This is a genomic window from Ruania rhizosphaerae, from assembly GCF_009805705.1.
Lineage (GTDB): Bacteria > Actinomycetota > Actinomycetes > Actinomycetales > Beutenbergiaceae > Ruania > Ruania rhizosphaerae.
Window position 1 is genome coordinate 313126 of record NZ_VSMB01000002.1, and the last position, 25849, is coordinate 338974.

Annotated in this window: 19 protein-coding genes; 15 read left to right on the forward strand and 4 right to left on the reverse strand. The window is 68.9% G+C overall.

Going from position 1 to position 25849, the window contains the following annotated elements; translation table 11 throughout:
* Positions 1 to 26 precede the first annotated feature (26 nt).
* Positions 27 to 1784 (reverse strand): hypothetical protein, encoded by a 1758-nt coding sequence (locus FV560_RS04775; RefSeq protein WP_159619930.1) that lies wholly within the window; start codon positions 1782 to 1784, stop codon positions 27 to 29.
* The gene (locus FV560_RS04780) at positions 1781 to 3532 is read right to left on the reverse strand and encodes a DUF4127 family protein (RefSeq protein ID WP_159619932.1); all 1752 of its coding nucleotides are present in this window, start codon (positions 3530 to 3532) and stop codon (positions 1781 to 1783) included. The genes FV560_RS04775 and FV560_RS04780 overlap by 4 nt, the downstream gene beginning before the upstream one ends.
* Before the next feature lie 290 nt (positions 3533 to 3822).
* Between FV560_RS04780 and FV560_RS04785 the strand changes: the two genes are divergently transcribed.
* The 11 genes from FV560_RS04785 to FV560_RS04835 all read left to right on the forward strand — a co-directional run bounded on the left by FV560_RS04785 (position 3823) and on the right by FV560_RS04835 (position 18085).
* A complete protein-coding gene (locus FV560_RS04785) occupies positions 3823 to 4890 on the forward strand; it encodes a LacI family DNA-binding transcriptional regulator (RefSeq protein ID WP_159619934.1) in 1068 nt (355 codons plus the stop codon).
* Between the two features lie 34 nt (positions 4891 to 4924).
* Positions 4925 to 6538 carry an FAD-dependent oxidoreductase gene (locus tag FV560_RS04790; protein WP_159619936.1) on the forward strand — a complete coding sequence of 538 codons (1614 nt, stop codon included), beginning with the start codon at positions 4925 to 4927 and terminating at the stop codon, positions 6536 to 6538.
* A 62-nt stretch (positions 6539 to 6600) separates the two neighbouring features.
* On the forward strand, positions 6601 to 7893 hold the full coding sequence (locus tag FV560_RS04795) for an ABC transporter substrate-binding protein (protein WP_159619938.1): 1293 nt from the start codon (positions 6601 to 6603) through the stop codon (positions 7891 to 7893).
* A 6-nt stretch (positions 7894 to 7899) separates the two neighbouring features.
* A complete protein-coding gene (locus tag FV560_RS04800; RefSeq protein ID WP_159619940.1) occupies positions 7900 to 8817 on the forward strand; it encodes a carbohydrate ABC transporter permease in 918 nt (305 codons plus the stop codon).
* The gene (locus tag FV560_RS04805; RefSeq protein ID WP_159619942.1) at positions 8807 to 9748 is read left to right on the forward strand and encodes a carbohydrate ABC transporter permease; all 942 of its coding nucleotides are present in this window, start codon (positions 8807 to 8809) and stop codon (positions 9746 to 9748) included. The genes FV560_RS04800 and FV560_RS04805 overlap by 11 nt, the downstream gene beginning before the upstream one ends.
* A gap of 60 nt (positions 9749 to 9808) precedes the next feature.
* Entirely contained in the window at positions 9809 to 12229 is a 2421-nt protein-coding gene (locus FV560_RS04810; protein ID WP_159619944.1) for a DUF4127 family protein, read from the forward strand.
* Between the two features lie 92 nt (positions 12230 to 12321).
* On the forward strand, positions 12322 to 13014 hold the full coding sequence (locus tag FV560_RS04815) for a Maf family protein (RefSeq protein ID WP_159619946.1): 693 nt from the start codon (positions 12322 to 12324) through the stop codon (positions 13012 to 13014).
* Between the two features lie 323 nt (positions 13015 to 13337).
* A complete protein-coding gene (locus tag FV560_RS04820; RefSeq protein WP_159619948.1) occupies positions 13338 to 15173 on the forward strand; it encodes an acetyl/propionyl/methylcrotonyl-CoA carboxylase subunit alpha in 1836 nt (611 codons plus the stop codon).
* 111 nt (positions 15174 to 15284) lie between these two features.
* Entirely contained in the window at positions 15285 to 16199 is a 915-nt protein-coding gene (locus FV560_RS04825) for an NUDIX hydrolase (protein WP_159619950.1), read from the forward strand.
* Between the two features lie 46 nt (positions 16200 to 16245).
* Positions 16246 to 17193: a 2,3,4,5-tetrahydropyridine-2,6-dicarboxylate N-succinyltransferase gene (gene dapD, locus FV560_RS04830; RefSeq protein ID WP_159619952.1), complete on the forward strand. Its 948-nt coding sequence runs from the start codon at positions 16246 to 16248 to the stop codon at positions 17191 to 17193.
* Positions 17183 to 18085, forward strand: a complete 903-nt coding sequence (locus FV560_RS04835) for a hypothetical protein (RefSeq protein ID WP_159619954.1) — start codon at positions 17183 to 17185, stop codon at positions 18083 to 18085. Before dapD ends, FV560_RS04835 begins: the two co-directional genes overlap by 11 nt.
* 202 nt (positions 18086 to 18287) lie before the next feature.
* Here FV560_RS04835 and FV560_RS04840 read toward each other — a convergent pair whose 3' ends face one another.
* Together FV560_RS04840 and FV560_RS04845 are read right to left on the reverse strand one after the other, a co-directional pair.
* A complete protein-coding gene (locus FV560_RS04840; protein WP_159619956.1) occupies positions 18288 to 19538 on the reverse strand; it encodes an ATP-binding protein in 1251 nt (416 codons plus the stop codon).
* A gap of 175 nt (positions 19539 to 19713) precedes the next feature.
* The gene (locus FV560_RS04845; RefSeq protein ID WP_159619958.1) at positions 19714 to 20661 is read right to left on the reverse strand and encodes a LysR family transcriptional regulator; all 948 of its coding nucleotides are present in this window, start codon (positions 20659 to 20661) and stop codon (positions 19714 to 19716) included.
* 152 nt (positions 20662 to 20813) lie between these two features.
* Here FV560_RS04845 and FV560_RS04850 point away from each other — a divergent pair, with 152 nt between their 5' ends.
* Genes FV560_RS04850 through FV560_RS04865 form a run of 4 tightly spaced genes read left to right on the forward strand, consistent with a single transcriptional unit; the run spans position 20814 to position 25774 of the window.
* Positions 20814 to 21962 carry a mandelate racemase/muconate lactonizing enzyme family protein gene (locus tag FV560_RS04850; protein WP_159619960.1) on the forward strand — a complete coding sequence of 383 codons (1149 nt, stop codon included), beginning with the start codon at positions 20814 to 20816 and terminating at the stop codon, positions 21960 to 21962.
* Positions 21959 to 23425 (forward strand): aldehyde dehydrogenase family protein, encoded by a 1467-nt coding sequence (locus FV560_RS04855; RefSeq protein WP_159619962.1) that lies wholly within the window; start codon positions 21959 to 21961, stop codon positions 23423 to 23425. Before FV560_RS04850 ends, FV560_RS04855 begins: the two co-directional genes overlap by 4 nt.
* Positions 23426 to 23447: 22 nt before the next feature.
* Positions 23448 to 24359: a 2-deoxy-5-keto-D-gluconate 6-phosphate aldolase domain-containing protein gene (locus tag FV560_RS04860; RefSeq protein ID WP_159619964.1), complete on the forward strand. Its 912-nt coding sequence runs from the start codon at positions 23448 to 23450 to the stop codon at positions 24357 to 24359.
* Positions 24356 to 25774 (forward strand): FGGY-family carbohydrate kinase, encoded by a 1419-nt coding sequence (locus FV560_RS04865; protein ID WP_159619966.1) that lies wholly within the window; start codon positions 24356 to 24358, stop codon positions 25772 to 25774. Before FV560_RS04860 ends, FV560_RS04865 begins: the two co-directional genes overlap by 4 nt.
* Positions 25775 to 25849: the final 75 nt, after the last annotated feature.

Genomic DNA, 25849 nt, shown 5'->3' on the forward strand with positions numbered 1-25849 from the left:
CGCTCACGACCTCCCGAGCACTCCCATCACGGGCGTGCCCCGGGTCTCCGACCTGCCGCCTCTCGCCAGTCCGGGGGTACCTGCGGGTGCGCCCCGGCGGTCACCGGGCCCGGCCCGTCGTGGGCGTATCCCACGGTGGCGAGCAGTCCCAGACCGTTGTGGGCGATGGGGAGGGTGCCTTCGGTGAGGATGCACATGTGCTCGGTCGTGTCACCGTCACCGTCGACGTCGTCCCCGTCGCGTCCAGGCAGGGCCATCGGCATCAACGATCGGTCCTGGATCGCGACGAGCGCATAGTCCTCGGCCGCGACCAGTCGTTCGTAGCCGTGGGCGAACTTGTCCGGGACGAGGTCGGCGCGCACGTCGGCGAGGATGCCGAATCCGACGATGTCGTAGTACTTGGCCTCCGCCGTCGTGAGATCGGTACCGGAGGAGCGCACGTAGCCGCCGAACGAGAGATGCGGGTCGTAGTCCCACGGGTCGCCGGTGCCGGTGGTGCCCTGGTTGTCGGGCGGGTAGTACGGGTCCACAGCGCCGGCGTGGGTGTCGTCCACGCAGTTCAGCGGGTCGGTGCTGGACGCCGTGTGCGTTCCGGGGATGCTCGTGTAGCGCTCGTAGTGATCCCCGACGGCGGCCGTCGCCGATGCCTGCCCGTTGACTTCCCGCTCGTACCGGTACAGGGAGGCCATGGCGTACTCAATCATGTCCGTACCGAGAGATCCTCCGGATGGGAGGCCATCGACGTAGTCGCACGCGCCCTTCCGGTGCCAGCGGTTGTCCTTACAGTTGGCGCTGTTCGCGGACATCGCCACGATCCGGTTCTGCGCGGTGGCGGGTGAGTCGAAGTCTGCCGTGTACCAGTCGGTGCCGAGGTCCAGACCTTCCTCCAGGAACGCCCGACCGTCCGCAGCGGCAGCTGCGTAACGGCCATCGGTGCTGCCGAGGGCGTGCTCGAGCTCGGAGAGGAACTCCACGGCGGTCATGTTCCACAGCGACATGGTGGCGAACAGGTTGTTCCAGCTGGAGACCTGGTCGAAGAAGCCGCCCGGAGGTGCGGTGGGCTGCCCGGTGTTGTCCAGGAACGGCTCCGCACCGTAGGACTCGTAGTAGTCCCGGGGATCCTGCATCCGCAGCAGGAACTCACCGATGTCGACGGCGGCACTGGCGTAGGCGGGTTCCGCGGTCAGTTCGTAGGCCGCGAGCAGGGCACGGCCGCAGGACGCGTTGCCGAAGGTGGTGTAGTACAGCTGGCTGCCGCCGAGCGAGCTGGCCACGGCACCGTCGAACAGGTCGTCTCGGTCCGGGTTCGGATCGGCTTGGTAGGCCAGCACGGCGTCGGCGAACTCGGCGATCGCGTTGCGCTCGTCCAGGTACAGCGAGCTCCTGCCCTGCCACGCGGCGCGTGCCGGGAAGTACCGGGAGAGGAACTCCAGCGACGAGCAAGCCGCCGTGCTCTGCTGCACGTCCACCTCCAGGCACGGGTCGGTCTCGGTGCAGGAGCCGATGGATGAGCCGTACACGTACCTCAGCTTGCGCATCAGACCGTTGCGGTGTTCACCGTCGTCCCTGCGCAGGATCCAGCTGGCGTAGGTATCCAGCGCCGGTCCGCTCGCAGAAGTGGTCGTGAGCCAGGCGGTTGCGGACATCGTGGTGGCGAACCCGGGCTCGGGCACCGATGCCGCGGTGGCAGTCCCAGGCCCGCCCGCGGGCAGGCCGCCCGCGACACCCAGCAGTGCCGCGAGCAACCCGGTAGCTACCAGTCCGTGCCAGCGCCGGCGGCTCATCGCCGGGCCTCCGTGACCAGCTCCGTTGTCAGCTCCGGCTCTGCCGCGAGCTCACCGGTACGCAGCCAGGGCAGGAAGATGTTCCACTCGGCCACCTCACGGGCGCTGAGAGTGAGGGACTGACCGTCGACTGTGCCCACCGGGCGTGGCACGTCGGCAAAGTGCTCGTCGAAGATCCCTTGCGCCTGCGGCGTGGTGTGCTCGCGTGCGTAGGCGTCGATCTCGTCGTAATAGGTCGCGATGATCTGCGGGTTGGGCTCCCCGAGCGCCGAGGCGTAGGCGGTGGTGTCGGCCCGCACGTAGTTCCGGTAGGCGTTCGTCTGCACCCATTCGGAGAGAGTGAGCTCGACCGTGTGCTCTGCCGCCTCACGCAGCAGCTCGGTACGCCAGGCGAGGATGGGGCTCGCCGACGACTGCGCACCACCCGGACCGACATCGCCCGCCTCGGCACGCTGCAGCAGCGCGTGGCGGCTCAGTGACTGGGAGATCGGGATGCCGATGTTCCATCCGGAGTAGGAGTCGAGACTTCCGCGCTGGATCTCCTCGTCCAGGAGGTTCATCAGGCGCCGGTCGGTGTGGCCCGCGATGGCGTCATCGCCGAGTGCGACCGTGTGCCCGTCGTCGAGGTAGTGGACGATCCGATCGGCGAACGGTTCGACGGAGTCCTGATTGCCTCCTGTGTTGGCCATCAGCACCACATCGGCGTCGTCGACATCCTCGGTGATCCGGCCACCGATGGTGTGCACGTATCCGTGAATGAGGTCCTGGTAGCGAATGTTCTGGTACGGAGCGGTCCACTCGGCGCCATGGACGCGGGAGTACTCCACATAGACGGCGGGCTCTGTCCCGGCCTCCTCGACGGCGATCTTCGCCAGCAGCAGAGAGGCGACGACGTCGGCCCCGGGGTAGAGCACCACCCGGTCCTGAACACCTAGCTCGGCGATGCGCGCCGCGAGGGCCTCGGCCTCGGGGCGGTGTAGTCCGGTGCCGGAGGCGTCGTCCTGGCCGATGATCAGATAGTCGAAGATGCCCTCGGCCGCCCACTCGATCATCCGCAGGTTGATCCGGTGGTTGCGCGCCCGGGTCTCCAGGTAGGCGGTGCGGACCTCCTCAGGGATCTGTGCCTCCAGCTCCTCCAGCCGGGGTCGCTTCTCCTCCTGGCCGAGGTTCTCCACCTCGTCGAGCACTGTCGCCCAGAGCCGTATCTCGGTGCGCCACGGCCCCTCCGGGGTGAGCCGCATGATCGTGTCGAAGGCGTAGAGTCGCTCGCCCGGGTTCTCCTCGCGGACCTGGCGTACCGCCTCCAGGTTCGCCATCGCCTGGTCTTCGCTGACGGCGCTGTCACGGGAGTGCAGCAGGCCCCCGTAGGCGAGCATCGGCAGTGCGATGATCGCGTCGTCGGCCTGGTCGGCCGCGCGAGTCAGCCACTCGCCGGCTTGTGCTCCGTCACCCGGAGTGAAGTGGCGTCCAAGCACATCCGACTCGGGCGTGAGGACCTCGTAACCAGCGCCACCACCCAGTTTCAACGGGGCATACCAGGTGTAGGGCCGGTCGTCGAGAGGAAGCAGCGCAACCTCACCGAGACTGTTGTTGCCAGGCGGGAGCCCGTCTCCCTCCCAGACCGTTCGCGAGTCCGGAACGGGTGTTGCCGCCGCGGGCACGGCGACAGCCGCAAGAGCGGCGGCGAGCGCCATGGCGATAGCGCGGCCGGCGAGCATCGGGACGGGGCGTTTCGATCGAACGAACATGTGCGCTCCTCGCATAGGACGGCAGTGTCTGTACGGGCAACGCCGCAGGGAGCAATCCTGGTGGTGAAACACCGCCTGCGACGACCATTCGCATGGAACAGCGTCATCCGTAAAACTGCAAGAGGTTGCTCTCGCCCCCTCGAGCGGACCGGCCCGGCGATACCTCACCGTCAGCGACGGTTATCGGCACACTTTGCGCCAGAAGTGACCGGTGACACATCGCAGACTCACTAAAGATCTCCGCAGATACGTCTTGCAGTTTTACGCAAAACGGTATTCAGTGGGCGACCATGACGACCACAAGCCACGAGAACGGCCGCCGCTCAGGCACGTCTCGTCGGCCCACGCAGGCCGACGTGGCGCGCCTAGCCGGCGTCAGCCAGACGACGGTCTCCCTGGTGCTCAGCGGATCCGGTGCAGCCCAGCACCGCGTCGGCGAGACGGTCCGCGAGCGAGTACTCCGAGCGATCGAACTCACCGGATACGTCGCGAACCCAGTGGCACAGTCACTCGCGGGCGGACGTACCTCGATCATCGGCGTCTACACCTACGAGCCGGTGTTCCCGCACGATGCGGGCAACTTCTACTACCCCTTCCTGGAGGGAATGGAGGACGAGGCACAGCGGCTCGGCGTGGACCTGCTGCTGTTCACCTCGATGGCTCCGTCGAACCGGGCTCTGATCGGCGGGGCCGGGATCCGCCGACTGCGAGTAGCCGACGGCTGCGTCCTGCTCGGTCGCCACAGCTCACCAGACGACCTCGCCGAACTCGTCCGCCTGGACTTCCCGTTCGCCTTCGTCGGGCGCCGTGAGACGCCCGCCGGAGAGGTACCGTTCGCGGGAGCGGCCTACGAGGATGCCACGGCGAGCATCGTCGACCATCTGCTGGAGCTGGGACACCGTCGCATCGCGCTCGTGAACGGCTACACCGGTCACGAGTCAGTGGAGGACCGTGCCCGCGGGTACCGGCGCGCGATGTCAGCGGCCGGGCTCCAGCCGGTGACATTCGACCAAGGCGATCGCGACGCGGGCGACCTGCTCAACGCCCTCACCTCGAGCGGCATGACCGCGGCTGCGGTCGCCTCCGACATCTCGGGTGCACTGCGGCGCACCGCGCTCGACCGCGGGCTCAGCGTCCCCGGCGACCTCTCCCTCGTCCGGCTCGGTGATCCCGAGGTCGGCGAAGAAGCGGACGTTGACTGGACCGGGTTCCTCATCCCACGTATGCAGATGGGCGCCGAAGCGCTGCGCATCGTCGCCCAGCGGCTGGCCGGCGACGAGGACGCCGACGCACAGAGATTCATCTCGTGCACCGTCGTCGACGGCACCACCGCGGGGCCCCTCGCTCCCCTGGCTTGACGGCCACACACCAGCACTACGAAAGGGCACACACGTGCGCGAAGCGCAGACACAGGTTCTCGTCGTCGGAGGTGGACTCGGCGGTGTCGCAGCAGCACTGGCCGCCGCAGACCACGGCGCCGACGTGATCCTCACCGAGGAGTACGACTGGCTCGGCGGCCAGTCCACCTCACAAGCCGTCCCCCCCGACGAGCACTCATGGATCGAGAGCTTCGGCTGCACGGCGCGCTACCGCCGCTTCCGGGACGGGATCCGGGACCACTACCGCGAGCACTACCCACTCACTGCCGCCGCCCGAGCACGCCCCGACCTCAATCCCGGTGCAGGCTGGGTCTCCAAGCTCTGCCACGAACCGCGCGTCGCCGTCGCTGTGATCGATGAGATGCTCGCCGCGCATCGCGCCACAGGCAAGATCCAGGTGATCCAGCCGGTACGGCCGATTGCCGCCACCATGGACGGCGCGCAGGTGCGCACCGTCGAGTTGGAGGACGTCCGAACCGGAGCCCGCACCACAGTGGCCGCGGACTATGTCGTCGACGCCACCGAGACCGGAGAGCTGCTGCCCCTGACCGGTACCGACTACGTCCTCGGTTTCGAATCCCGCGGCGAGACCGGCGAACCAAGTGCTCCGGACGAGTCCCAGCCGGAGAACGTGCAGGCGATGAGCGTCTGCTTCGCGGTCGACCACGTCGATGGCGATCACACCATCGAGCGCCCGGAGCAGTACGACTACTGGCGCGCCTACACCACCGACTACTGGGGTGCGAACCTGCTCAGCTGGAGCGCCCCTCATCCGCGCACCCTGGAGATCGTGCACCGTCACTTCTCCCCGAACCCGGGTGATGACCCGCTCACGGTCGCCGCTGACCAGGCCGTCAATGCCGGAGACGGGAACCTGTGGACGTTCCGCCGGATCCTCGCCCGGGACATGTTCGCACCCGGCGCCTACGACAGCGACATCACGCTCGTGAACTGGCCGAGTATCGACTACTTCGACGGACCGCTCATCGACGTCCCCGCCGATGTCGCGGCCCAGCGCCTGCACGACGCCAAGCAGCTGAGCCTGTCGATGCTGTACTGGATGCAGACCGAGGCGCCACGCCCCGACGGCGGCGCCGGCTGGCCGGGTCTGCGGCTGCGCGGTGACGTCGTCGGCACCGACGACGGCCTCGCGATGGCGCCCTACCACCGGGAGAGCCGGCGCATCCGGGCGCTCGAGACCATCCGCGAACAGGACGTCTCCCTCGCTGTCCGGGGTGATCGGGGCGCCCGCCGCTACCCCGACAGCGTAGGGATCGGCATGTATCGCATCGACCTGCACCCCTCCACCGGCGGAGACAACTACATCGACGTCGGTGCAGAGCCCTTCGAGATCCCGCTCGGCGCACTGATCCCGCAGCAGACCACGAACCTGCTTGCTGGATGCAAGAACATCGGCACCACACACATCACCAACGGTTGCTATCGCCTGCACCCCGTGGAGTGGAACATCGGCGAGGCGGCCGGCCTGCTTGCCGCGGAGTGCCTGAAGCAGGGCACCACCCCCCACCAGGTGCACGGCAGTGCACCGCTCACCGCAGACCTGCAATCCGCACTGATCGCCGACGGTGTTGAGCTGCACTGGCCCGACGGCGTCCAGGGCTACTGAGCCCCGCCATACCCGACCCGGCCGTCTGCATCCGCAGCGGTCATCCCCAAAGAGGAGTCACCATGGTTCACCGCAGATCCGTCTCAGCCCTCGCCTCGCTCGTGCTCGCCGGCACCCTGGCCGCGTGCGGCAGTGGTACCAGCGACACGTCCGAGGACGCCACACCCGACGGTCCTGTCGATCTCCGCATGACCGTCTGGACAGCCGACGAGGGGCATCTGGGCCTGTTCCAGGAGATCGCCGATGCTTATGTCGCCGACCACCCTGACGAGGTCTCGTCGGTGACCTTCGAAACGATCCCGTTCGAGGACTACACGACCACCCTCACTACGCAGCTGGCCGGCGGCAACACGCCCGACCTGGCGTGGGTCTTCGAGAGCAACGCCCCCGAGTTCGTCTCCAGCGGCGCCCTCGCGGAGATCGGCGGCACACTGGAGGCTACTGACGGCTACGAGTACGAGGACCTTCTCGGTTCGGCACTCGACCTGTGGAGCAACGATGACGGCCTCTACGCCTACCCCTTCTCCAACTCGCCGTTCGTGATGTTCGTGAACACCGACCGGATCGCCGAGGCTGGGCAAACGCAGCCGTCGGAACTGCATGCCGGCGGTGAGTGGACCTACGACAGCGCACGGGACATCTCCGCGGCAACCGTCGAGGACCTGGGCGGCGCCGGCCTGGTCGTCCGCGACTTCGACTACACCGCGTGGTCCAACCTGGCCTCGGTCTGGGGCGCCTGGGGCGCGCAGCCATGGAGCGCCGACGGCACCACCTGCGAGTTCGACTCCCCGGAGATGGTCGACGCCCTTTCCTGGTTCCACGACGCCGTGTACACCCAGGGCGCGATCCCCGGGCCCGGTACCGCTGCTGACTTCTTCTCCGGCGACACGACGATGACGATCACACAGATCTCTCGTGCGTCCGCCCTGGACGGGTCTTTCGAGTGGGACATCGTGCCGCTGCCCACGGGACCGGCCGGACAGCCCGGCGTGATCGGCCAAGCCGGGATCGGCGTGCTCGCCAATGGCGAGAACCCCGGGGCGGCCGCGAACTTCCTCGCTCACTTCACGAACCCGGAGAACGCCAGTCAGCTCTCCCAGTACTTCCCGCCGCCGCGGACCTCGCTGCTGACCACCGAGAGCCTCGCCGAGGGGAACCCCGCGTTCGACGAGCGGCAGCTGGAGATCGTCGTCGAGGCGATCGACGGCGCGGCCACCAAGCCCTCGCACGTGAACTACGCACAGGTCGACACGGCCACTCGCAGCGCGCTGGACGCGCTGTGGACCGAGACCGGTGATGCCGCAGCGGTGGCGACCGAGGTGTGCGCCGCGATCGACCCGCTGCTGCAGGACTGACCTGACATGACATCTGTCCCCACCCTCCCGGCCCGCCGGCGCACCATGCGCTGGCGGGACCGGGACGCCCTCTACGGCTACCTGTTCAGCGCACCAGCGGTGCTCGGCAGCCTCGCCTTCGTGATCGCGCCGCTGATCGCCGTCGTGTGGTACTCGCTGCACGAGTGGAACGTGCTCGCGAACACGTTCACCTTCATCGGCGGTGAGAACTACACGCGGATGCTCACCGACGCGGCCCTGCACGACTCGCTCTGGGCGAGTCTGTGGTTCTCCCTCGGGGTGCTCGTGCTGAACATGACGCTTGCGCTCGCGCTGGCCGTGCTGCTGAACCAGCACCTGCCGGGGACCACCCTGTTCCGGGTGCTGTTCTTCTCCCCGGTGGTGGTCTCGCTGGTGGCATGGACGATCGTGTGGGGGTTCCTGCTGCAGGCCGACAACGGGGTGAACGCCTTCCTCGCCGCACTCGGGGTGACCGGCCCGAACTGGCTGCGCGGGAGCGTCACGGCGATGATCGCCGTGGTCGTGGTGCAGGTGTTCAAGAACGTCGGATTGAACATGGTGCTGTTCCTGGCCGCCCTGCAAGGGGTTCCGGAGGACATCGGTGAGGCGGCACGGCTCGACGGCGCTGGCGCGTGGCGGCGGTTCACCTCGATCACGCTGCCGATGATCAGCCCCACGATGCTGCTGGTGGGGATCCTGACCCTCGTCGGTTCGCTCGAGACGTTCGCTCTGATCGACGTGCTCACCGACGGCGGTCCGGGCACCTCCACCACCGTGCTGGTCTTCTACCTGTACCGGCAGGCCTTCGAGTTCAACCAGTTCGGCTACGCCAGCGCGATCGCCGTGCTGCTGTTCGTCATCGTCCTGGCCCTGACCCTGCTGCAGTGGCAGACGCGCAAGAAGTGGGTGTTCCATGAGTCCTGACCAGCTCACGAAGCCGCCGACGGCGCAGCCCTCCCCAGGTGCACGCCGTCCCGTCGGGCGCCACTCCCCCAGGCCACGCCGCGGGAAGCGCCCGCCACGCGCCGAGCACCTCGGCCGTGCGGCGCTGGTGTTCCTGATGGTCCTGCTGGCCGTGCCGTTCGTGTTCCCGACCTGGTGGATGGCATCGTCCAGTCTGAAGACCACCAGCGAGATCCTGCGGATCCCGCCGACGGTCTGGGCCGAGTCACCGACCCTGGCGCCTTACCGCGACGTGTTCACACTGCAGCCGTTCGCCCAGCAGTACATGAACAGCCTGTACATCGCCGTGGCCGTCACGATCGGCACGATCGCGGTGGCCGCGCTCGCCGGCTACGCCTTCGCCCGGATCCGCTTCCCCGGGGCGAACGCCCTCTTCGTGATCGTGCTGATCGGGATGCTGGTGCCCTCGGAGGTGACGATCGTCCCGCTGTTCCGGATGGTGAACACCCTCGGTCTGATCGACACGCACTGGCCGCTCATCGTGATCCCGGTGCTGGGTGCACCAAGCGTACTCGCGACGTTCATCATGCGGCAGTTCTTCATCACCTTCCCGGGCGAGCTCGAGGAGGCGGGCCGGATGGACGGCCTGACCCGATTCGGCATCTTCGCCCGGATCGCGTTCCCACTCGCCCGCTCGGCCGTGGCTGCGGTCGCGATCTTCACCTTCCTGAAGTCCTGGAACCTCTACCTCGAACCGATCGTCTACCTGTCCTCGAAGGAGAACTTCACCCTTCCACAAGCGCTCACCCAGTACGTGGACGCCTACGGCGGACCGATCTGGAACGTCCAGCTCGCCGCCACCACCCTCACTGTGATCCCGGTGCTGATCGTGTTCGTGATCGCGCAGCGCCAGTTCATTCAGGGCCTGGCCAACACCGGGCTCAAGGGCTGAGGCACCGCCTCCTGCCTGCCGAGAGCCGGACGGCACCGTTGCCGCCCGGGAAAGGACACCATGCGCAACCTCACCGCCCTCCTGACCACCGCCGGCCTGCTCGCCACCTCGCTGGTCGCCGTGAGCCCGGCCCACGCCGGTCCACCCGAACATGCCGGACCGCCACCGTCCCTCGGTGATATCGCCGTCGTCCCGCTCGACGACCGCCCCTTCCCCGCTGTGACCCCCGTGGAGATGGCCGCCATCGGCGGCCACACCGCCCTCACCCCGGAGACCGACCTCCTGGGTGAGTTCTTCGACCACGGGGATGCAGACGCCGTCGGCAACTGGTGGGAGAGCGCGGCACCGGACGCGGATGCCTCCGTACTCGCCCTGCCGATGCTGGCCTACGGCGGCCTGGTTGCCTCCCGGACCTGTGCCACGGATCTGGAGACCGCGCGGGAGCGTCTGCAGGTCGTCGAGGAGGTCGCAGCCGCGAACCCGGAGCAGCCCATCTACGCCTTCGACGTGATCCAGCGCCTGACCATCGCCCCCACCTCCGGGTACCCAGGGATGTACTCGGGGCCGGTGCGCCAGTGGGCGGAACTGATGGACCAGGTGGAGAACCTCGGTCGCGAGGACCTGCGGGCCGAGTACGAGGAACTCGCAGCTGAGATCCCGGAGGAGATCAAGAGCGACTACCTGTGCGCCCGCTCCCGCAACCACCAGATCAACCGGGACATGATCCACCTCGCCGCCGAGGGCACCATCGACGTCCTCGTGCTGGGGCAGGACGACGCGAGCGAGTTCGGGCCGCATCGCGCTGAGAAGGCCGCGCTGGCGGCCCTGATCGCCGAGCTCGGTATCGAGGACCGGGTGAAGATCTACCCGGGCGCCGACGTGCTCGGCGCCCTGCTCACCGCCAAGCTGGTGGTGGAGCGCCTGGGCGTTCAGCCCAGCGTCGCGGTGGAGTGGTCGCGGACCCCCGGTGAGGACTGGGTGGCGCCGTACCAGGATGTGCCCTATGCCGATCTGGTGGACGAGTACATCGCCACTCTCGGCGCTGAGCGCGCCGAGGCTGCCGAGTCCGACGTGCTGCTGATGGCCAACACCGCCGGTGCCGGTTCTCTCGACCCGTTCGTCGACCGGATCCATGAGGAGGTGGCCCGCGGACGGCTCGTGGCCGTGGGAGACGACGCGGTGGCCGGTGTGGTCGATCCGGAGCTGCGGAACCTGCTTGCCCCTCGCATCGATCTGGCCCAACTCGGCGGCTGGTCCGGCTGGAACGTTGGCATCTCCCTCTCCCAGGCGGTCGTGCGGGCGGCGTTCCTGGAGGCGAGCCGCCAGTCTCCGCTGCTCGCCGGGAGCGCCCACACCCAGGGGGCTCCGGTGCTGCGAGCACGGCAGGCACTGCTGCTGGAGTCGGCCACCGCGCACCAACGGCTGCTCGTCGAAGAACTCGTGCACACCGACCTGTACCGCAACCACGTGCGGACCGCCGTCCGCAACTACGCCGTGGCCGAGGGGGATGACCCACAGCACATCACCACCGCGTTTGAGGGTGCGAACGCCCTCGCCACCGACCGCACGGCGGAACTGGCCACACCATGGTTCGCCGAGGAATTCACCGGTACCCCCGTGCGACTGGGCAGCGACGGCACCACCGAACGGACCGCCGTCGTGGGTTCGTTGGACTCCCTCGACCTGCACCTGGGCTGGCCGCGGTACCAGGAGCTCGACGTCTTCCCTCAGATCACCCTCACTGAGGGTGAGGCAGCCGCGCCGGTCGCGGTCGCGATGCTCCCCGCCTCCAGCGAGATCCGCCCGGAGACCGAGGTCGCGCTCGACCTGACCGCCGTCCTGCGCAACGACACCGCGTCTGTACGCGAGGTCGAGGTCGCCGTCAATGCACCGCAAGGCTGGACGACGGCGGAGGCCACCACGGTCTCGCTCGAACCGTTCGAGGTCCGCGAGCTGGCCGTCGAGGTCACGACGGCGCCACTCGCCCCGGAGCAGCCAGCCACCGTGGAGATCGTGGTCACCCCGGCTGACCACGGCGAGAGCGCCAGCGCCACAAGCACGATCACCGCCGTCTGGCGCAACGTGGCCCTGGCATCCAGCGGCGCCACCGTGGACGCCTCGGGCTGGTGGAGCCAGTACGCGCCGGAACGGGCGATCGACGGCAACACCACCAGCACCGGAAGTAGGTGGCTCACCGAGGCCACGCCGCCGCACTGGCTCGAGGTGACCTTCGCAGCACCGGAGACGATCGACTCGGTGCAGTTGCACCAGTACGGCGGCTACCTGCTGGAGGACTACGCGATCTCCGCCGAAGTGGATGGTCAGTGGCAGGTGGTCAGGGAGGTGACGGCGAACTCCGAGGTCACCCCGTTGCACCAGTTCGATCCGGTCGAAGCCACGGCCGTGCGGCTGGATATCACGGCAACCCGGGACGGTCGCGTGCGGCTGTATGAGCTCGAGGTCACCTGCCGGAGCTGTTGATCGCACGAGTTGCCAGTCGTGGTCCGTGTGGAGGTCTGCACGGACCACGACTGGCAACTCGCGCACACCGCCGACGGCGTAAGGTCACCCATGTGAGCGCTCCCACCCTCATCCTCGCCTCTGCCTCCCCAGCCCGGGCAGCCCTGCTGCGGACGGCCGGCATCGAGCCCGACATCCAGCCGGCTGACGTCGACGAGGAGGCGCTTCTCGCTGCCGCAGCCCGCGAGTCGGGAGGACATGCCGTCCCCGTCCGTGAAGCCGTGGCCCTGCTCGCCCGCGCGAAGGCCGAGGCGGTGGCCAGTCTGCTCGCAACTACCGACGCTGCGGCCCCTGCTGACCTGACCCACCGCACGGACCCAGCCGGCGAACTCGAGGAGGGGGACGCCGTCGTGATCGGTTGTGACTCGCTACTCGAGCTGGACGGTGAGGCCCTGGGCAAACCGTACGAACCCGAGCGCGCACGCGCGCGCTGGCGCCAGATGCGTGGACGTTCAGGAACCCTGCACACCGGGCACCACCTGATCCGCGGAGTTGACCACGTTCACGCGGTCTCCAGCACCGTGGTGCACTTCGCCGAGCTCACCGACGCCGAGATCGACGCCTACGTGGCCACCGGAGAACCCCTGTCGGTCGCCGGGGCGTTCACACTCGACGGCTTCGGCGGCGCGTTCGTGACGGGCGTCGAGGGCGACCCGCACGGCGTGGTCGGGCTGAGCCTGCCGCTGGTGCGGGTGCTGCTGGCGGATCTGGGATTGGCATGGACAGACTTCTGGAGAGTCACCTGACCGAAGACGAGGCACCACCACCCCACCCCCGTCACAACTGAGCCGACGTGACCAACGCATGACCGGCGACACACGTCGCCTTTGTGTCACCCGGACTACAGTTCCTCCCGGACACCGGGCGAAGCGCCGACACATTTGTCGGTAACCTACAAAATCGCGAGGACCCACTTGAGCGCGCGAACAGACTTCCGCTGCCCGGGCGCCGTGGTTGGGTAGGACGAACCTTCGAGTACTAGCGTGGGCTGACGCCCATCGCGTCGCTGGATCGTCGGTGCCCGCAACGCCCGGCCCAGCTGCCTGACCGATGAACACGAGGAGAATGCATGTCGACGAGCGCAGCGCCGGAAGCATCGAAGGCCCGATGCGGCAAAGTGCTCATCGCCAACCGCGGCGAGATCGCCGTCCGGGTTGCGCGCGCCTGCCGCGACGCGGGCCTCGCCTCCGTCGGTGTCTACGCCGACTCCGACCGTGACGCCCAGCATGTGCAACTGGTCGACGAGGCGTTCGCGCTCCACGGCTCCCGGGCCGCCGAGACCTACCTGGACATCGACAAGATCCTCGACGTCGCCCGACGATCCGGCGCGGACTCCGTGCACCCGGGTTACGGCTTCCTCTCCGAGAACGCCGATTTCGCCCGCGCGGTGATCAACGCCGGTCTCATCTGGATCGGACCGCCGCCGGCCGCCATCGACGCCCTCGGCGACAAGGTCAGCGCGCGGCACATCGCCCAGCGCGCCGGTGCCCCACTGGTCGCCGGAACCCCGGATCCGGTGTCCGATGCCGGCGAGGTGCATGCCTTTGCGACCGAGCACGGTCTGCCGATCGCGATCAAGGCGGCCTTCGGAGGCGGCGGACGCGGCCTGAAGGTCGCGCGCACCGCCGAGGACATCGACGGCATGTTCGACTCCGCCGTCCGGGAAGCCACCGCCGCGTTCGGCCGGGGTGAGTGCTTCGTCGAGCGCTTCCTCGACCGCCCCCGCCACGTGGAGACCCAGTGCCTCGCGGATGCCCACGGCACCGTCGTCGTGGTCTCCACCCGCGACTGCACTCTGCAGCGCCGCCACCAGAAGCTGGTGGAGGAGGCGCCCGCACCGTTCCTCTCCCCGGAGCAGGACGCCCAGTTGCGCGAGGCGTCGATTGCGATCCTGAAGGAGGCCGGTTACCGCGGCGCCGGTACGTGCGAGTTCCTCATCGGCACTGACGGAACGATCTCCTTCCTCGAAGTCAACACCCGCCTGCAGGTGGAGCACTGCGTGAGCGAGGAGATCGCGGGGATCGACCTCGTCCGTGAGCAGTTCCGCATCGCCGACGGCGAAGAGCTCGGCTACACCGAGGTCACCACCCGCGGGCACTCGCTGGAGTTCCGCATCAACGGTGAGGACCCGTTCGGCAACTTCCTCCCCTCCCCCGGCACGATCAGCTCCCTGCGCTGGCCCTCGGGACCGGGTGTGCGCGTGGATTCGGGCATCGTCGCCGGTGACACCATCTCCGGTGCGTTCGACTCGATGCTGGCCAAGGTCATCGTCACCGGTGCCACCCGCACCGAGGCACTGCAGCGGGCCCGTCGCGCGATCAGCGAGACCGAGGTCACCGGCATCCCCACCGTGCTGCCCTTCTTCCGTGCCGTGCTCGCCGACCCGGAGTTCGCGGCCGACCGGCTCGAGGACTTCTCCGTCTACACCACCTGGATCGAGAACGAGTTCGCCGCGCGGCTCGCCGCCCAGGCCGAGGGCGCCACACCCGTCCCCGCCGCTGCACCGGCCGAAGCAGACAGTGACGTCGAGCGGGTTGTCGTCGAGGTCGGCGGCAAGCGCCTCGAGGTGGTCCTGCCCGCAGGTCTGAGCATCGGCGGCGCCGGCAAGGGACGTCAGGCCCGCCGCCCCGCGCGCCGCTCCAACGGCAAGTCCGCCGCCGCGGTCGCCGGGGGCAACGCACTCGCTTCCCCCATGCAGGGAACCATCGTGAAGGTGGCCGTGGCCGACGGTGAGCTCGTCGCCGAGGGCGACCTCGTGGTCGTGCTGGAGGCGATGAAGATGGAGCAACCGCTGGTCGCACACCGGGCCGGCCGGGTGCACGGCCTCAGTGCCGCGGTCGGGCAGACCGTCAGCTCCGGCTCGGTGATCTGCCAGATCGACGAGATGCCCGAGTCCGGCGACTGACTCGACCACGCGGAGACCGGTGCCACGAGGGTGGCCTGAGTGTCGTTCGCGAAGCCGATCAGGACACTCAGGCCACCCTCGTGAGCCGGATGACGCAAGTACCCTGATCACGTGCCCGACCAGCGCCCCCACCCCAGCCGCCCAACCGACTGGCGCCCCGAGGGCCCGTGGGAGGGCTGGGTGGAGTGCGGTTGCGGTGCGCGCCACTGGGGGCACAGCGGCGCCGCCGGCCTGCTGATCCTGGACGCAGGTGACGGGCGCGGGAACTGGACGGACGCCGTCGGGCGGGTTCTCCTGCAGCACCGCGCCAGCTGGACGCACTTCGGCGACACCTGGGGCATCCCCGGGGGCGCCCTGCGCCCGGGCGAGACGCCGTGGGCAGGTGCGGTGCGGGAGGCCGTCGAGGAGGCTGGCGTCGACCCCACCTCGCTGACGCTGCTCGCCACCCGCACCCTCACCCACCCCGACTGGAGCTACACCACCGCCCTGGCCCTGGCCACAGGCCCGCTGACGGCGCACCCCACCGACGCCGAGAGCGCCGACATCCAGTGGGTCACCCAGGCGGACGTGACCGGCCGGTCGCTACTGCCCGCCTTCGCCGACGCCTGGCCGACGCTGCGCGAGATGCTCACGCGCCGGCCAGCGCTGGTGGTCGATGCGGCCAATGTGGTCGGCTCCCGGCCGGACGGCTGGTGGAAGGACCGCGCCGGCGCCACCGAGCGCCTGCTGGCGCGGTTGGAAACCCTGGCCCACGACGGCGTCCCTTCAGCCGTGCTGGATCTGCCCGGTGATCTGTGGTGGCCGGAGCTCGTGCTCGTCACCGAGGGGGCGGCGCGGGCGGCCGGGCCCGGGGATCGGGTCCGGGTGGTGGCGGCGCCCGGTGAGGGGGACGACGAGATCGTCGCCCAGGTGCGGGCGCTGCGCGAGGCCGGTGCGGATCCGGTGGTCGTGGCCACGGCGGACCGAGGGTTGATCGCCCGGGTGAGCGCGCTGGGCGCCGGGCACACGGGCCCGCGCAGCGTGTAGCGGGCAGCGGTCGGCTCAGGCAGGCAGCGCTCGGTAGTCTGGACCCATGACACGCACCGCCTGGGGAATCGGACTCGCCACCATCACCACCGACGACCAGACGCTCGACGTCTGGTACCCGAACCCTGGGCTGGGGGACGAACCCGCGCAGAGCAGCGGGCCCTATGGCGTGCCCGCCGATCTGGCCTCGCTCGCGACGATCGACCGGGCGCGCGGCACCCGCCAGGTGGTCGAGCACCGCAGCATCGATCTGGACGCCGCACCGGCCGACACCGCAGACGCCTACCTGCGCCTGCACCTACTCTCCCACCGGCTCGTGCAGCCGAACTCGATCAACCTGGACGGACTGTTCGGGGTGCTGCCGAACGTGGTGTGGACCTCCGCCGGGCCGTGCGCGGTGGCCGACTTCGAGAAGACCCGGCTGTCGCTGCGCGTGGCGCGCAAGGGCGCGCCGATCACCGTCTACGGGGTGGACAAGTTCCCCCGGATGGTCGACTACGTGATGCCGACCGGGGTGCGGATCGCCGACGCCGACCGGGTCCGGCTGGGTGCCCACCTCGCCGAGGGCACCACGGTGATGCACGAAGGGTTCGTGAACTTCAACGCCGGTACGCTCGGCGCCTCGATGGTGGAGGGCCGCATATCCCAGGGTGTGGTGGTCGGTGACGGGTCGGATATCGGCGGCGGCGCCTCGATCATGGGCACGCTCTCGGGTGGCGGCACCCACAAGATCGCCATCGGCCGGCGCTGCCTGCTCGGCGCGAACGCCGGTCTGGGGATCTCCCTCGGCGACGACTGCGTGGTGGAGGCAGGTCTCTACCTGACGGCCGGGACGAAGGTGACGCTCGCCGGTTCCAAGGATCTCGTGACCGCGCGCGATCTCTCCGGCACCCCCAACCTGCTGTTCCGCCGCAACTCCACCACCGGTGCGGTGGAGGCGATCGAACGCAGCGGCGCGGGGATCGAGCTGAACTCCGCGCTGCATGCCCAGTAGACGCTCGCGTACCCGGCGGGTGGTGCGGCGGGCGGTCGTGCTGCTCGCCGCGCTGGGACTCGTGGTCGCTGGTGGCGTGATCGTGCTGAACCGCGTGAACGACGCCCCACCGATCGTGCAGCGGTGCATCGCCTCCGACGGTGACCGGTCCGCAGCCCTCGATCCGGAGCAGTCCGGCAATGCGGCGCTGATCGCGGCGATCACGCTCGAACGGGAGCTGCCTGCGCGGGCGCTGACGATCGCGTTGGCGACCGTGATGCAGGAGTCGCGGGCGCGCAACCTCGACTACGGCGACCGCGACTCGTTGGGCATGTTCCAGCAGCGCCCCTCCCAGGGCTGGGGCAGCGAGGAGCAGGTGCAGGACCCGCACTACGCCACGCACGCCTTCTACGACGCGCTGGTGCGGGTGGACGGCTATCAGGACATGGAGATCACGGTCGCCGCGCAGGAGGTACAGCGCTCGGGCTTCCCGGACGCCTACGCCCAGCACGAGACGCTGGCGCGGCTGTTCGCCTCGTCGTTGACCGGGTATACCTCGGGTGGGGTCATCTGCCGGCTCGCACCGGCGAGCCCGGTGGAGCAGGCGGAACTCGTGGAGGTGCTGCAGGCCCGGCTGGCCCTCGACCTGCCCTCGCTCACCGCCTCGCAGGAGGACCACGACGGCGCAGCTCACCTCCTCATCGACGTCACCGCCCTCGGGGGTGAGCCGGAGCGGCTGGGCTGGGCGGTGGCGTCGTGGGCAGTGATGACGGCGCAGGTCACGGGCGCCTCGGAGGTGTCGGTGGCAGGGCAACGCTGGCTGCGTGAAGACGGCGCGGATGCGGCGTGGGAGCCGGTGCCGGAGGGGCACCCGGCGGTGGGCGACCCGGTGGGGATCGTTCGGGTGAGCTGACGCCGCTGGGCGGCCGGCGGGCAGATGTGCGGACCCGGCCCCACGGCCCAGGGGCCGAAAGATAGACCCTTTCACCGCTCATGGGCCGAAAGATCGACCCCTCGACGGACGAGGCACCGCAGCACGAACGCGCGGGGCCCGAAACTCGGGGTCAACCCGCTTCACGGGCCGAAAGATCGGCCCCTGGAGGGTGAGAACCGGATCATGGGCCCAGCAGCGCCAGCGGAACGACCGCGACACCGTCGGCTCGACGGTAGGCGGTCTTCCCCGTCGTGATCACCACGAGGTCCACGACCCGGTCGGGAAGCTGGTCGCGCAGCCACGTCAGGTGCCGCACATCAGATCCGGTCACCTCCGGTGCGAGTTTGATCTCGATCCCGAGGAGCTGACCGTCGACCCCCTCTAGGACGAGGTCGACCTCACGTTCTCCTCCGCGCAGGCGGAGATGGCTCACCGTCGCCTCGGCTGCTTGGGCGATCACGCGAACGCCCAGGGTCACGAGAGATTCGAAGAGTGGACCCGCCATGTGCGATCCCGGCGACCCGAGCAGCGCCGTGGCCGAGAGGTTGAGCAGTCGCGCCGCGAGCGCTGGATCGGCCAGCTGGTGCTTGGACGCCTGCTGCAGCCGCCGGATGGGGTTATTGGCGGGGATCCAACCGGGGACCGGATCGAGCAGCCAGAGCTGACTGAGGTGGTCGCGGTAGGCAATCGTCGTCGTCTTGGCCGGCTGTGTGCCGTCACCCGCGGTGGTCGCGTCAAGGATCTTCGAGTAGGCGGTCGTCGTCGAGGAGGCCGCCGCATATGCCGACAACCACCGTCGAAGGGTCTGCGGCCGCCGTACCTCGTAGCCCAGGTCGGGCAGGTCGCGATCAATGACGCGGTGGAGGTAGGCGTCGAGGAGGCCGCGACGCAGCCGTGGGGCTGCAGTCATGATTCCGGGAAGGCCGCTGTCGACCACAGCATCTGCGTAGTCGCCAAGTGCGAACGTCGTCGTGCCTTCAACCGGCTCTGCCCGGCTGGCTAGAAGGGCCGACAACGACACCGTAGGCGTCACCAGCCCGCGTTCGTGCAGCCCCATCGGCCGCATCCGCAACGACAGGATGCGCCCTGCTCCGCTGTGCGTCCCCGCCGGGCTCGCAGGGGTCGCCGATCCCGTCAGGAGGAACCGGCCCGGCGGGTCCCCTGCGTCGACACGGCGCCTCACTGAGTCCCACACCTGCGGAAGCTTCTGCCACTCGTCGAGCAGGAGGGTTCCGTCCGGCGACGACGCAAGTTCGAAGTCTGCACGCGCGACCTCTCGTTGAGCTGGGTCGTCCAAGTACCAGACGGCAGTCGACCGGCGCCTCGCCGTGTCAGTCTTCCCGACACCTTTGGGACCGTCGAGAGCGATGGCTGGCGCGATTGGCAACAACTCATCGAGCTCACGATCGATCGTGCGCGGCAGATACTCCACGATCTCACGCTACCTCTTGCGGTAGCTCTACGCTACCTTTTGCGGCACTTCTACGCTACCTCTTGCGGTAGCACGCGCAGACGACGCAATCCGATTCACCCAGGGGCCCGAAACTCAGGGTCAACCCGCTTCATGGGTCGAAAGTTCGACCCCTGGGAGGGGTCGGAGCGTCGAATCAGCCGCCCTCGCCGCTCGTGCGGGTGCCCACCGTCCGGATCGACTCGGTCACCGGCGGCACCGGCGCCGTAGTGGTCATGAAATCGAGCAGCGCCTGGGTCGCTGCGGACAGGCGCCGCCCGCTGGGCCAGTAGACCGAGACGTCTCGTACCGCACCCGGATGATCGATGTCCTTCACAGCGAGGTTGCCCACGCGGGAGACGTGCAGCGCCAGGGCCGTCGTGATCCCGATCCCGAGGCCAGCCCGGACCAGCTCGATCAGCGACTGCGGGTGGGAGACCTCGTAGGCGAGCGTCGGTGGTTCACCGAGATCGCGCCAGAGTGGGTGAGAGAGCAGGCTGTCGAGCCGGTAGTGGCCCGTCATGATCAGCGGTTGCCCGAGCAGCGCCTGCGGCGGCACCACGTCAACGGCTCCCAGATGGTGGGAGGAGTCGGCGATGACTTTGAGTCGCTCCTGCCAGAGCGGTTCGGAGAAGAACTGACTGCTCGACAGCGGCGGCGTGGTCTGCCGTAGGAAAAGATTCACCTCGCCACTGAGCGCGGCCTGCTCGAGATAGGCACCACCGAGTTCGACCAGGTGCACTCGTACCAGCGGGTGGTTCTGGTGGAACCGTTCCAGCAGCGACGGAATGTACCCGGCCGTGGCACTCGGGTAGGTGCCGAGCCGAACCGTCCCTCTCCGCGCACCGAGCACATCCGAGACACTGCCGCGCGCCGATTCGATCTGGTCGAGCACGGCGCGGGCATGGTGCAGCAACGCCCGGCCCGACTCGGTGAGCTCGACAGGTCGGCGGCCGCGATCGAGCAGTTCAGCCCCCAGCTCACGTTCCAGCGCTGAGACCTGAGCACTGACAGTGGGCTGCGAGCAGTAGAGCACGTCCGCCGCTTTGGCGAATCCGCCGTTCTCGACGACCGCGACGAACGTCTCCAGCCACCGGATCTCCACGGTTTCCTCCTCCCGTCAGCCGTTCCTACAATCAGTTTCTCCGATACTAGCAATCCACACTATCTCTTGGACTTGCGCGTACAACGTCCGTAGCGTGCTCCTCGTCGGCAACGAAGCCAGATGCCGGCACCAAACGAGTCGAAGAGGACAACGTGACGACAATCTCGAGGATCGACGTCGGAACGGCGATCGTGCCGCTGCCCGTAGCCACCGGATTCTCCAGCCGCACCGTGACCCAGCGCGAGTACACCCTGGTCCGCGTGACCGGGGACGACGGTGTCACCGGTATCGGCTTCTGCTATCCGGGCCACACCGCTGCATCAGTCGCCACCGCTGCCGTCCGCGACCTGCTCGGGCCGGTACTGCTGGGCCAGGACGCCCACCTCGCGACCGGCCTGTGGGACCGGATGTACCAGGAGTCGCTGCTGCACGGGCGCACCGGTTCGGTGATGCGGGCCCTCTCCGCTCTCGACATCGCCATCTGGGACCGCAACGCCCGCGCCGCGGGTCTCCCACTGCACAAGTACCTCGGTGGCCACAGCGACCGCGTCCCCGCCTACGCGAGCGGGGGCTACTACGTCGAGGGGAAGGGCCCGGACGGGCTCGCCGAGGAGATCCGCGGCTACACCGCCCTCGGGTTCACCGCCGCGAAGATCAAGGTCGGTCGCCACTCCCCCGCCGAGGATGCCGACCGGCTCGCCGCCGCCCGCGACGTGCTCGGGCCGGACGGGTTGCTGATGCTCGACGCCAACAACGCCTGGCGTGACGTCCCGACCGCCCTGCAGGCACTGCGCCGCTGGGAGACCTACGACCCGTACTGGATCGAGGAACCATTCGGCCCGGACGACATCGCCAACCACGCCCGCCTCGCCGAGCGCACTCCGATCACCGTCGCGACCGGCGAGATCGAGGCCGGCCGGTGGCGCACCAAGGAGCTCATCGACGCCGGCGGGGCCCTCATCCTCCAGCAGGATGCGGCCGTGTGCGGCGGGATCACCGAGCTCACCCGGATCGCCCACCTCGCCGATGCCTCCGGGGTGACCCTGGCGCCGCACTGGTTCCACGACCTGCACGCACCCCTCGTCGGCGCCTACAGCAGCGCCCGGTTCGTCGAGTACTTCGCCGGCGATGCGGTGCACAATTTCTCCCGGCTCATCGACAACCAGCTCCGGGTCGATGGTGGCGAACTCCTCTTGCACGAGACGCCCGGCCTCGGCTTCGACTTCACCGACGAGGCACTGCGCGAGTACCTCGTCGACGGCTGGCACAGCCTCACCCGCGAAGGAGCACTGATCGCATGAGCATCACCACCGCCCCGGACCCACTCCGGACCCTGATCGACGGCACCTGGGTCGCAGGCGATCTCGGCACCCTCGACTCGGTCAACCCGGCAGACGCACGTGACGTCGTCGCACGAGTTCCCGCGCTGAGCGCCGCCCAGGCCACGGCCGCAGTGACCGCAGCAGCCCGCGCCCTGCCCAGCTGGCGGGCCACGAGCAGCATCGACCGCGGCAAGGTGCTCTTCGCGGCGGCCGCCGGGATCCGTGACCGCGCCGGTGAGCTGCGCGATCTGATCGTCCGCGAGATGGGCAAGTCGCCTGCCGAGGCAACGATCGAGGTCGAGCGCAGCGCGGAGATGCTCGAGTTCAACGCGGGACTGGCACGCCTGCCCTACGGTGACGTGATCCCGGACCGCCGGCCAGAGGTGTCGGCGTGGACCACCCACGAGCCGATCGGCGTGGTCCTGGCGATCACGCCGTGGAACGACCCGCTGATGGTGCCCTGCCGCAAGCTCGGGCCCGCCCTGGTGCTCGGGAACACGGCTGTGCTCAAGCCGTCCCCGGACACACCGGCCGTGGCGCTCGTTCTCGCCGAGATCTTCGCCGCCGCGGGCCTTCCCGACGGCGTGGTGAACGTCGTCACGGGAGACGTCACCGAGGTGGGGGACGCCCTCGTGAACGACCTCCGCATCGCCGGGATCACGTTCACCGGGTCCACCGCGACCGGTCACCATCTCAGCCACGCCGTGGCGGGGCGACCGACCCGGCTGCAGACCGAGATGGGTGGCAAGAACTCCGCCGTCATCATGTCCGACGCGGATGTGACGGCCTCGCTGGAGGCCCTCATCCCTGCCATCTTCGGCCAGACCGGGCAACGGTGTACCGCCGTCAGCCGGCTGCTGGTGCACTCCTCCCGCGTGGCGGAGGTCGAGGCTCAGCTGGCCGAGCGCGCCCGCGCCATCGGGCTGGGTCATCAGGGCGAGGGCACCACGATCGGTCCGGTGGTCAACGACCGGCAACTGCAGAAGGTGCTTGGCATGATCGGCACGGCCGAGCAGGAAGGTGCCACGATAGCCGTCGGCGGTGACCGTCCCATTGACGGCGACCTCGGCATGGGTTGCTACGTCACCCCCACAGTGCTCACCTCGGTGACCACTCAGATGCGCATCTGGTCCGAGGAGGTCTTCGGTCCGGTCGTCGCGGTGGTCGCCTTCGACGAGCTCGATCAGGCGATCGAGATGGTCAACGACACCGAATACGGGCTCGCGGCAGGCATCTTCACGAAGGACCTCGCCACCGCCCACCGCTTCGTCGAGCGGGTCGACGCCGGCCAGGTGGTGATCAACCTGCCACCCAGCGGCTGGGACGTGCACCAACCGTTCGGCGGGTTCAAGGAATCCGGCTCACCGTTCAAGGAGCACGGCCTCGACGGACTGGCCTTCTATCGCCGGATCAAGACCGCCGCCATGAACATCGCTCACTGACGATCCAGAACGGACCACCCCCATGACCAACCCGCCCCTGTACATCCTCGCCTTCGACCACCGCGTCTCCCTGAACAAGATGTTCGGCCCGCACGGCAGCACCTACGCAGGTGCGAACGGCTCCACCACCGTCGACTACAGCCTGCTGAAGGAGATCATCTACGACGGCCTCCTCACCGCCCTCCCGGCCCTATCCCTGTCCACCTCGGACGTGGGAATCCTGGTGGACGAGGAGTTCGGCGCCGGCGTGGCCCGCCGCGCCCGCCAGGACGGCGTCCTGCTGGCCATGCCGGCGGAGAAGAGCATGGCCAAGATCTTCGAGCTCGAGTACGGCGACGAGTTCGCCAGTCACATCGAGGAGTTCGACCCGGACCAGGTCAAGATCCTGGCGTTCAAGGACACCTCGCAGCCGGAGGAGGACGCGCGCCTGAGCCGCACTCGGCTGGCCGAGCTCTCGGACTGGCTGGCCCCACGCCGTCAGAAGTTCATGGTCGAGATTCTCGTGACCCCCACGGCCGAGCACCTGGAGTCCGTGGGCGGGTCCACCGAACGGTTCGAGGAGGAGATCCGGCCGCGGCTGATGTGCGAGGCGATCGCCGAGTTGCAGGCCGGCGGCGTGGAGGCCGATGTCTGGAAGGTCGAGGGCCTGCACTCCGAGGCCGCCTACCGTGAGGTGGTCACCCAAGCCACTGACGGCGGCCGCACCCACGCGCAGACCATCATCCTCGGGCGTGGGGCGCCTGAGGAGACCGTACGCGGCTGGCTGCGTATGGGAGCTGCAGTCCCGGGGTTGGACGGGTTCGCGATCGGTCGTTCCACCTGGAGCGACGCGGTGACCGCGTTCATGGACGGCCACCTCGACAGGACCGGCGCGGCACAGCAGATCGGACGCAACTTCGCCGAGTACGTCACCGTCTTCCGGGAGCAGCGATGAGAGGTGAGCTCCTGCTGGGTGTCGATGTGGGCAGCACCTCGATCAAGGTGCAGGCCGTCGACGCCGGCGGCGTACGCCGCTCCCTCGTCTCTGCACCCACCCCGTGGACTGGGCCGGCCGGTGCCCGCCATGCCGAGGCGGACGCTCTGCTCGGGATCGTGCTCCGGCAGATGCGGATGGCCAAGGACCAGGCCGGTGGCGGGCGGATCGCCGGGATCGGACTCACCGGATTCGCCGAGTCCGGGGTCATGATCGACGCCGCCGGAACCGCGCTCACGCCCGTGCTGCCGTGGTACGACCTCAATGGCGACGACATCATCGCCGATCTCGCCGGCGGCATCGGGCACCGTACATTCAGCGGCGTCACCGGGCTGGCGGTCAACCACAAGCCCAGCATCATGAAGTTCCGCTGGTTCGCCCGCAACTGCGCCGAACCTCGGCGCTGGGCTCGATGGCTGAGCGTCGAGGAGTGGATCGCCTACGCACTGACCGGTGAGCAGGCGACCGAGATGTCGCTGGCCAGCCGGACCGGGTTGTTCGACGTACTCAAGGCCACTGAGGCCGAGGACGTGCTCGACAGCCTGGATCTGCCGCGAGGACTGCTCGCTCCACTCGTCCACGCCGGCGAGCGGGTGGGTACCGTCACCGGCGCACACCCCTCCTTGGATCGCGCCGCGGTGACCATCGCCGGGATGGACCACCTCGCCGCCAGCGTCGGCCTCGGTGCCACCGGGGCCGGTGACATGATCGATTCGTGCGGAACCGGTGAATCCATCATCCGCCGCCTCGGCGCGGGGAACCTGACCCGTGAGCAGGTGGCCGATGCCGTGGACGCGGAGATCGCCATCGGCCGCGACGTCCTCCCGGACTCCCTACAGGGGATGTGCAGCCTGCGATCGGGGATCGGGCTGTGGCGCTTCATGAAGCTGCTCGGCCTGGGCGAGTCCGACCTGGACCACCTGGACGAGGAGGCATTCGACCTCGTGCTCGGCCCGGACGACCCGCACGTCGACGAGATCTGGCTCGAACGCGCGACCTTGACCAACATCGGCTACGAACCTCGCCCTGCGATGGTGTGGCGAGCTGCCGTGGAGTGCATCGGGCGCCGCGCGGCCGAGCTCGCCGACCGACTGGACGCTCTGGCCGGCCCGCGGACCCAGCTGGTACTCACCGGCGGCGGGCTCCGGACCCGGACGATGCGCAAGGTGCGCGCGGACCACATGGGTCCATATCACATCCCTGAGGTGGATGAGGCGACCAGTCGCGGCGCTGCGGAGCTCGCAGCCGTGGCAGCGGGCCTGCGGCCTGCGTTCGAGCTCAACCCCCGGCCATCGCCAGGGGCCGCACCCGGTGCCGAGGTCGGAGTCGAAGCAGGCACCGAATCGGACGACGCCGTGTTCTCCGCCCCACACTGACGCATCCAGATGGCCTCCCGACTGCCCGACGCCCTCCGGGGATCGGGCCACACGGCCTCAACCGAATACTGACCC

Excerpts from the sequence above, each read along its gene's own strand:
- FV560_RS04775 (WP_159619930.1), bottom strand. The coding sequence starts at position 1,784 with ATGAGCCGCCGGCGCTGGCACGGACTGGTAGCTACCGGGTTGCTCGCG.
- FV560_RS04780 (WP_159619932.1), bottom strand. The coding sequence starts at position 3,532 with ATGTTCGTTCGATCGAAACGCCCCGTCCCGATGCTCGCCGGCCGCGCT.
- FV560_RS04785 (WP_159619934.1), top strand. The coding sequence starts at position 3,823 with ATGACGACCACAAGCCACGAGAACGGCCGCCGCTCAGGCACGTCTCGT.
- FV560_RS04795 (WP_159619938.1), top strand. The coding sequence starts at position 6,601 with ATGGTTCACCGCAGATCCGTCTCAGCCCTCGCCTCGCTCGTGCTCGCC.
- FV560_RS04800 (WP_159619940.1), top strand. The coding sequence starts at position 7,900 with ATGACATCTGTCCCCACCCTCCCGGCCCGCCGGCGCACCATGCGCTGG.
- FV560_RS04805 (WP_159619942.1), top strand. The coding sequence starts at position 8,807 with ATGAGTCCTGACCAGCTCACGAAGCCGCCGACGGCGCAGCCCTCCCCA.
- FV560_RS04810 (WP_159619944.1), top strand. The coding sequence starts at position 9,809 with ATGCGCAACCTCACCGCCCTCCTGACCACCGCCGGCCTGCTCGCCACC.
- FV560_RS04820 (WP_159619948.1), top strand. The coding sequence starts at position 13,338 with ATGTCGACGAGCGCAGCGCCGGAAGCATCGAAGGCCCGATGCGGCAAA.
- dapD (WP_159619952.1), top strand. The coding sequence starts at position 16,246 with ATGACACGCACCGCCTGGGGAATCGGACTCGCCACCATCACCACCGAC.
- FV560_RS04835 (WP_159619954.1), top strand. The coding sequence starts at position 17,183 with ATGCCCAGTAGACGCTCGCGTACCCGGCGGGTGGTGCGGCGGGCGGTC.
- FV560_RS04855 (WP_159619962.1), top strand. The coding sequence starts at position 21,959 with ATGAGCATCACCACCGCCCCGGACCCACTCCGGACCCTGATCGACGGC.
- FV560_RS04860 (WP_159619964.1), top strand. The coding sequence starts at position 23,448 with ATGACCAACCCGCCCCTGTACATCCTCGCCTTCGACCACCGCGTCTCC.
- FV560_RS04865 (WP_159619966.1), top strand. The coding sequence starts at position 24,356 with ATGAGAGGTGAGCTCCTGCTGGGTGTCGATGTGGGCAGCACCTCGATC.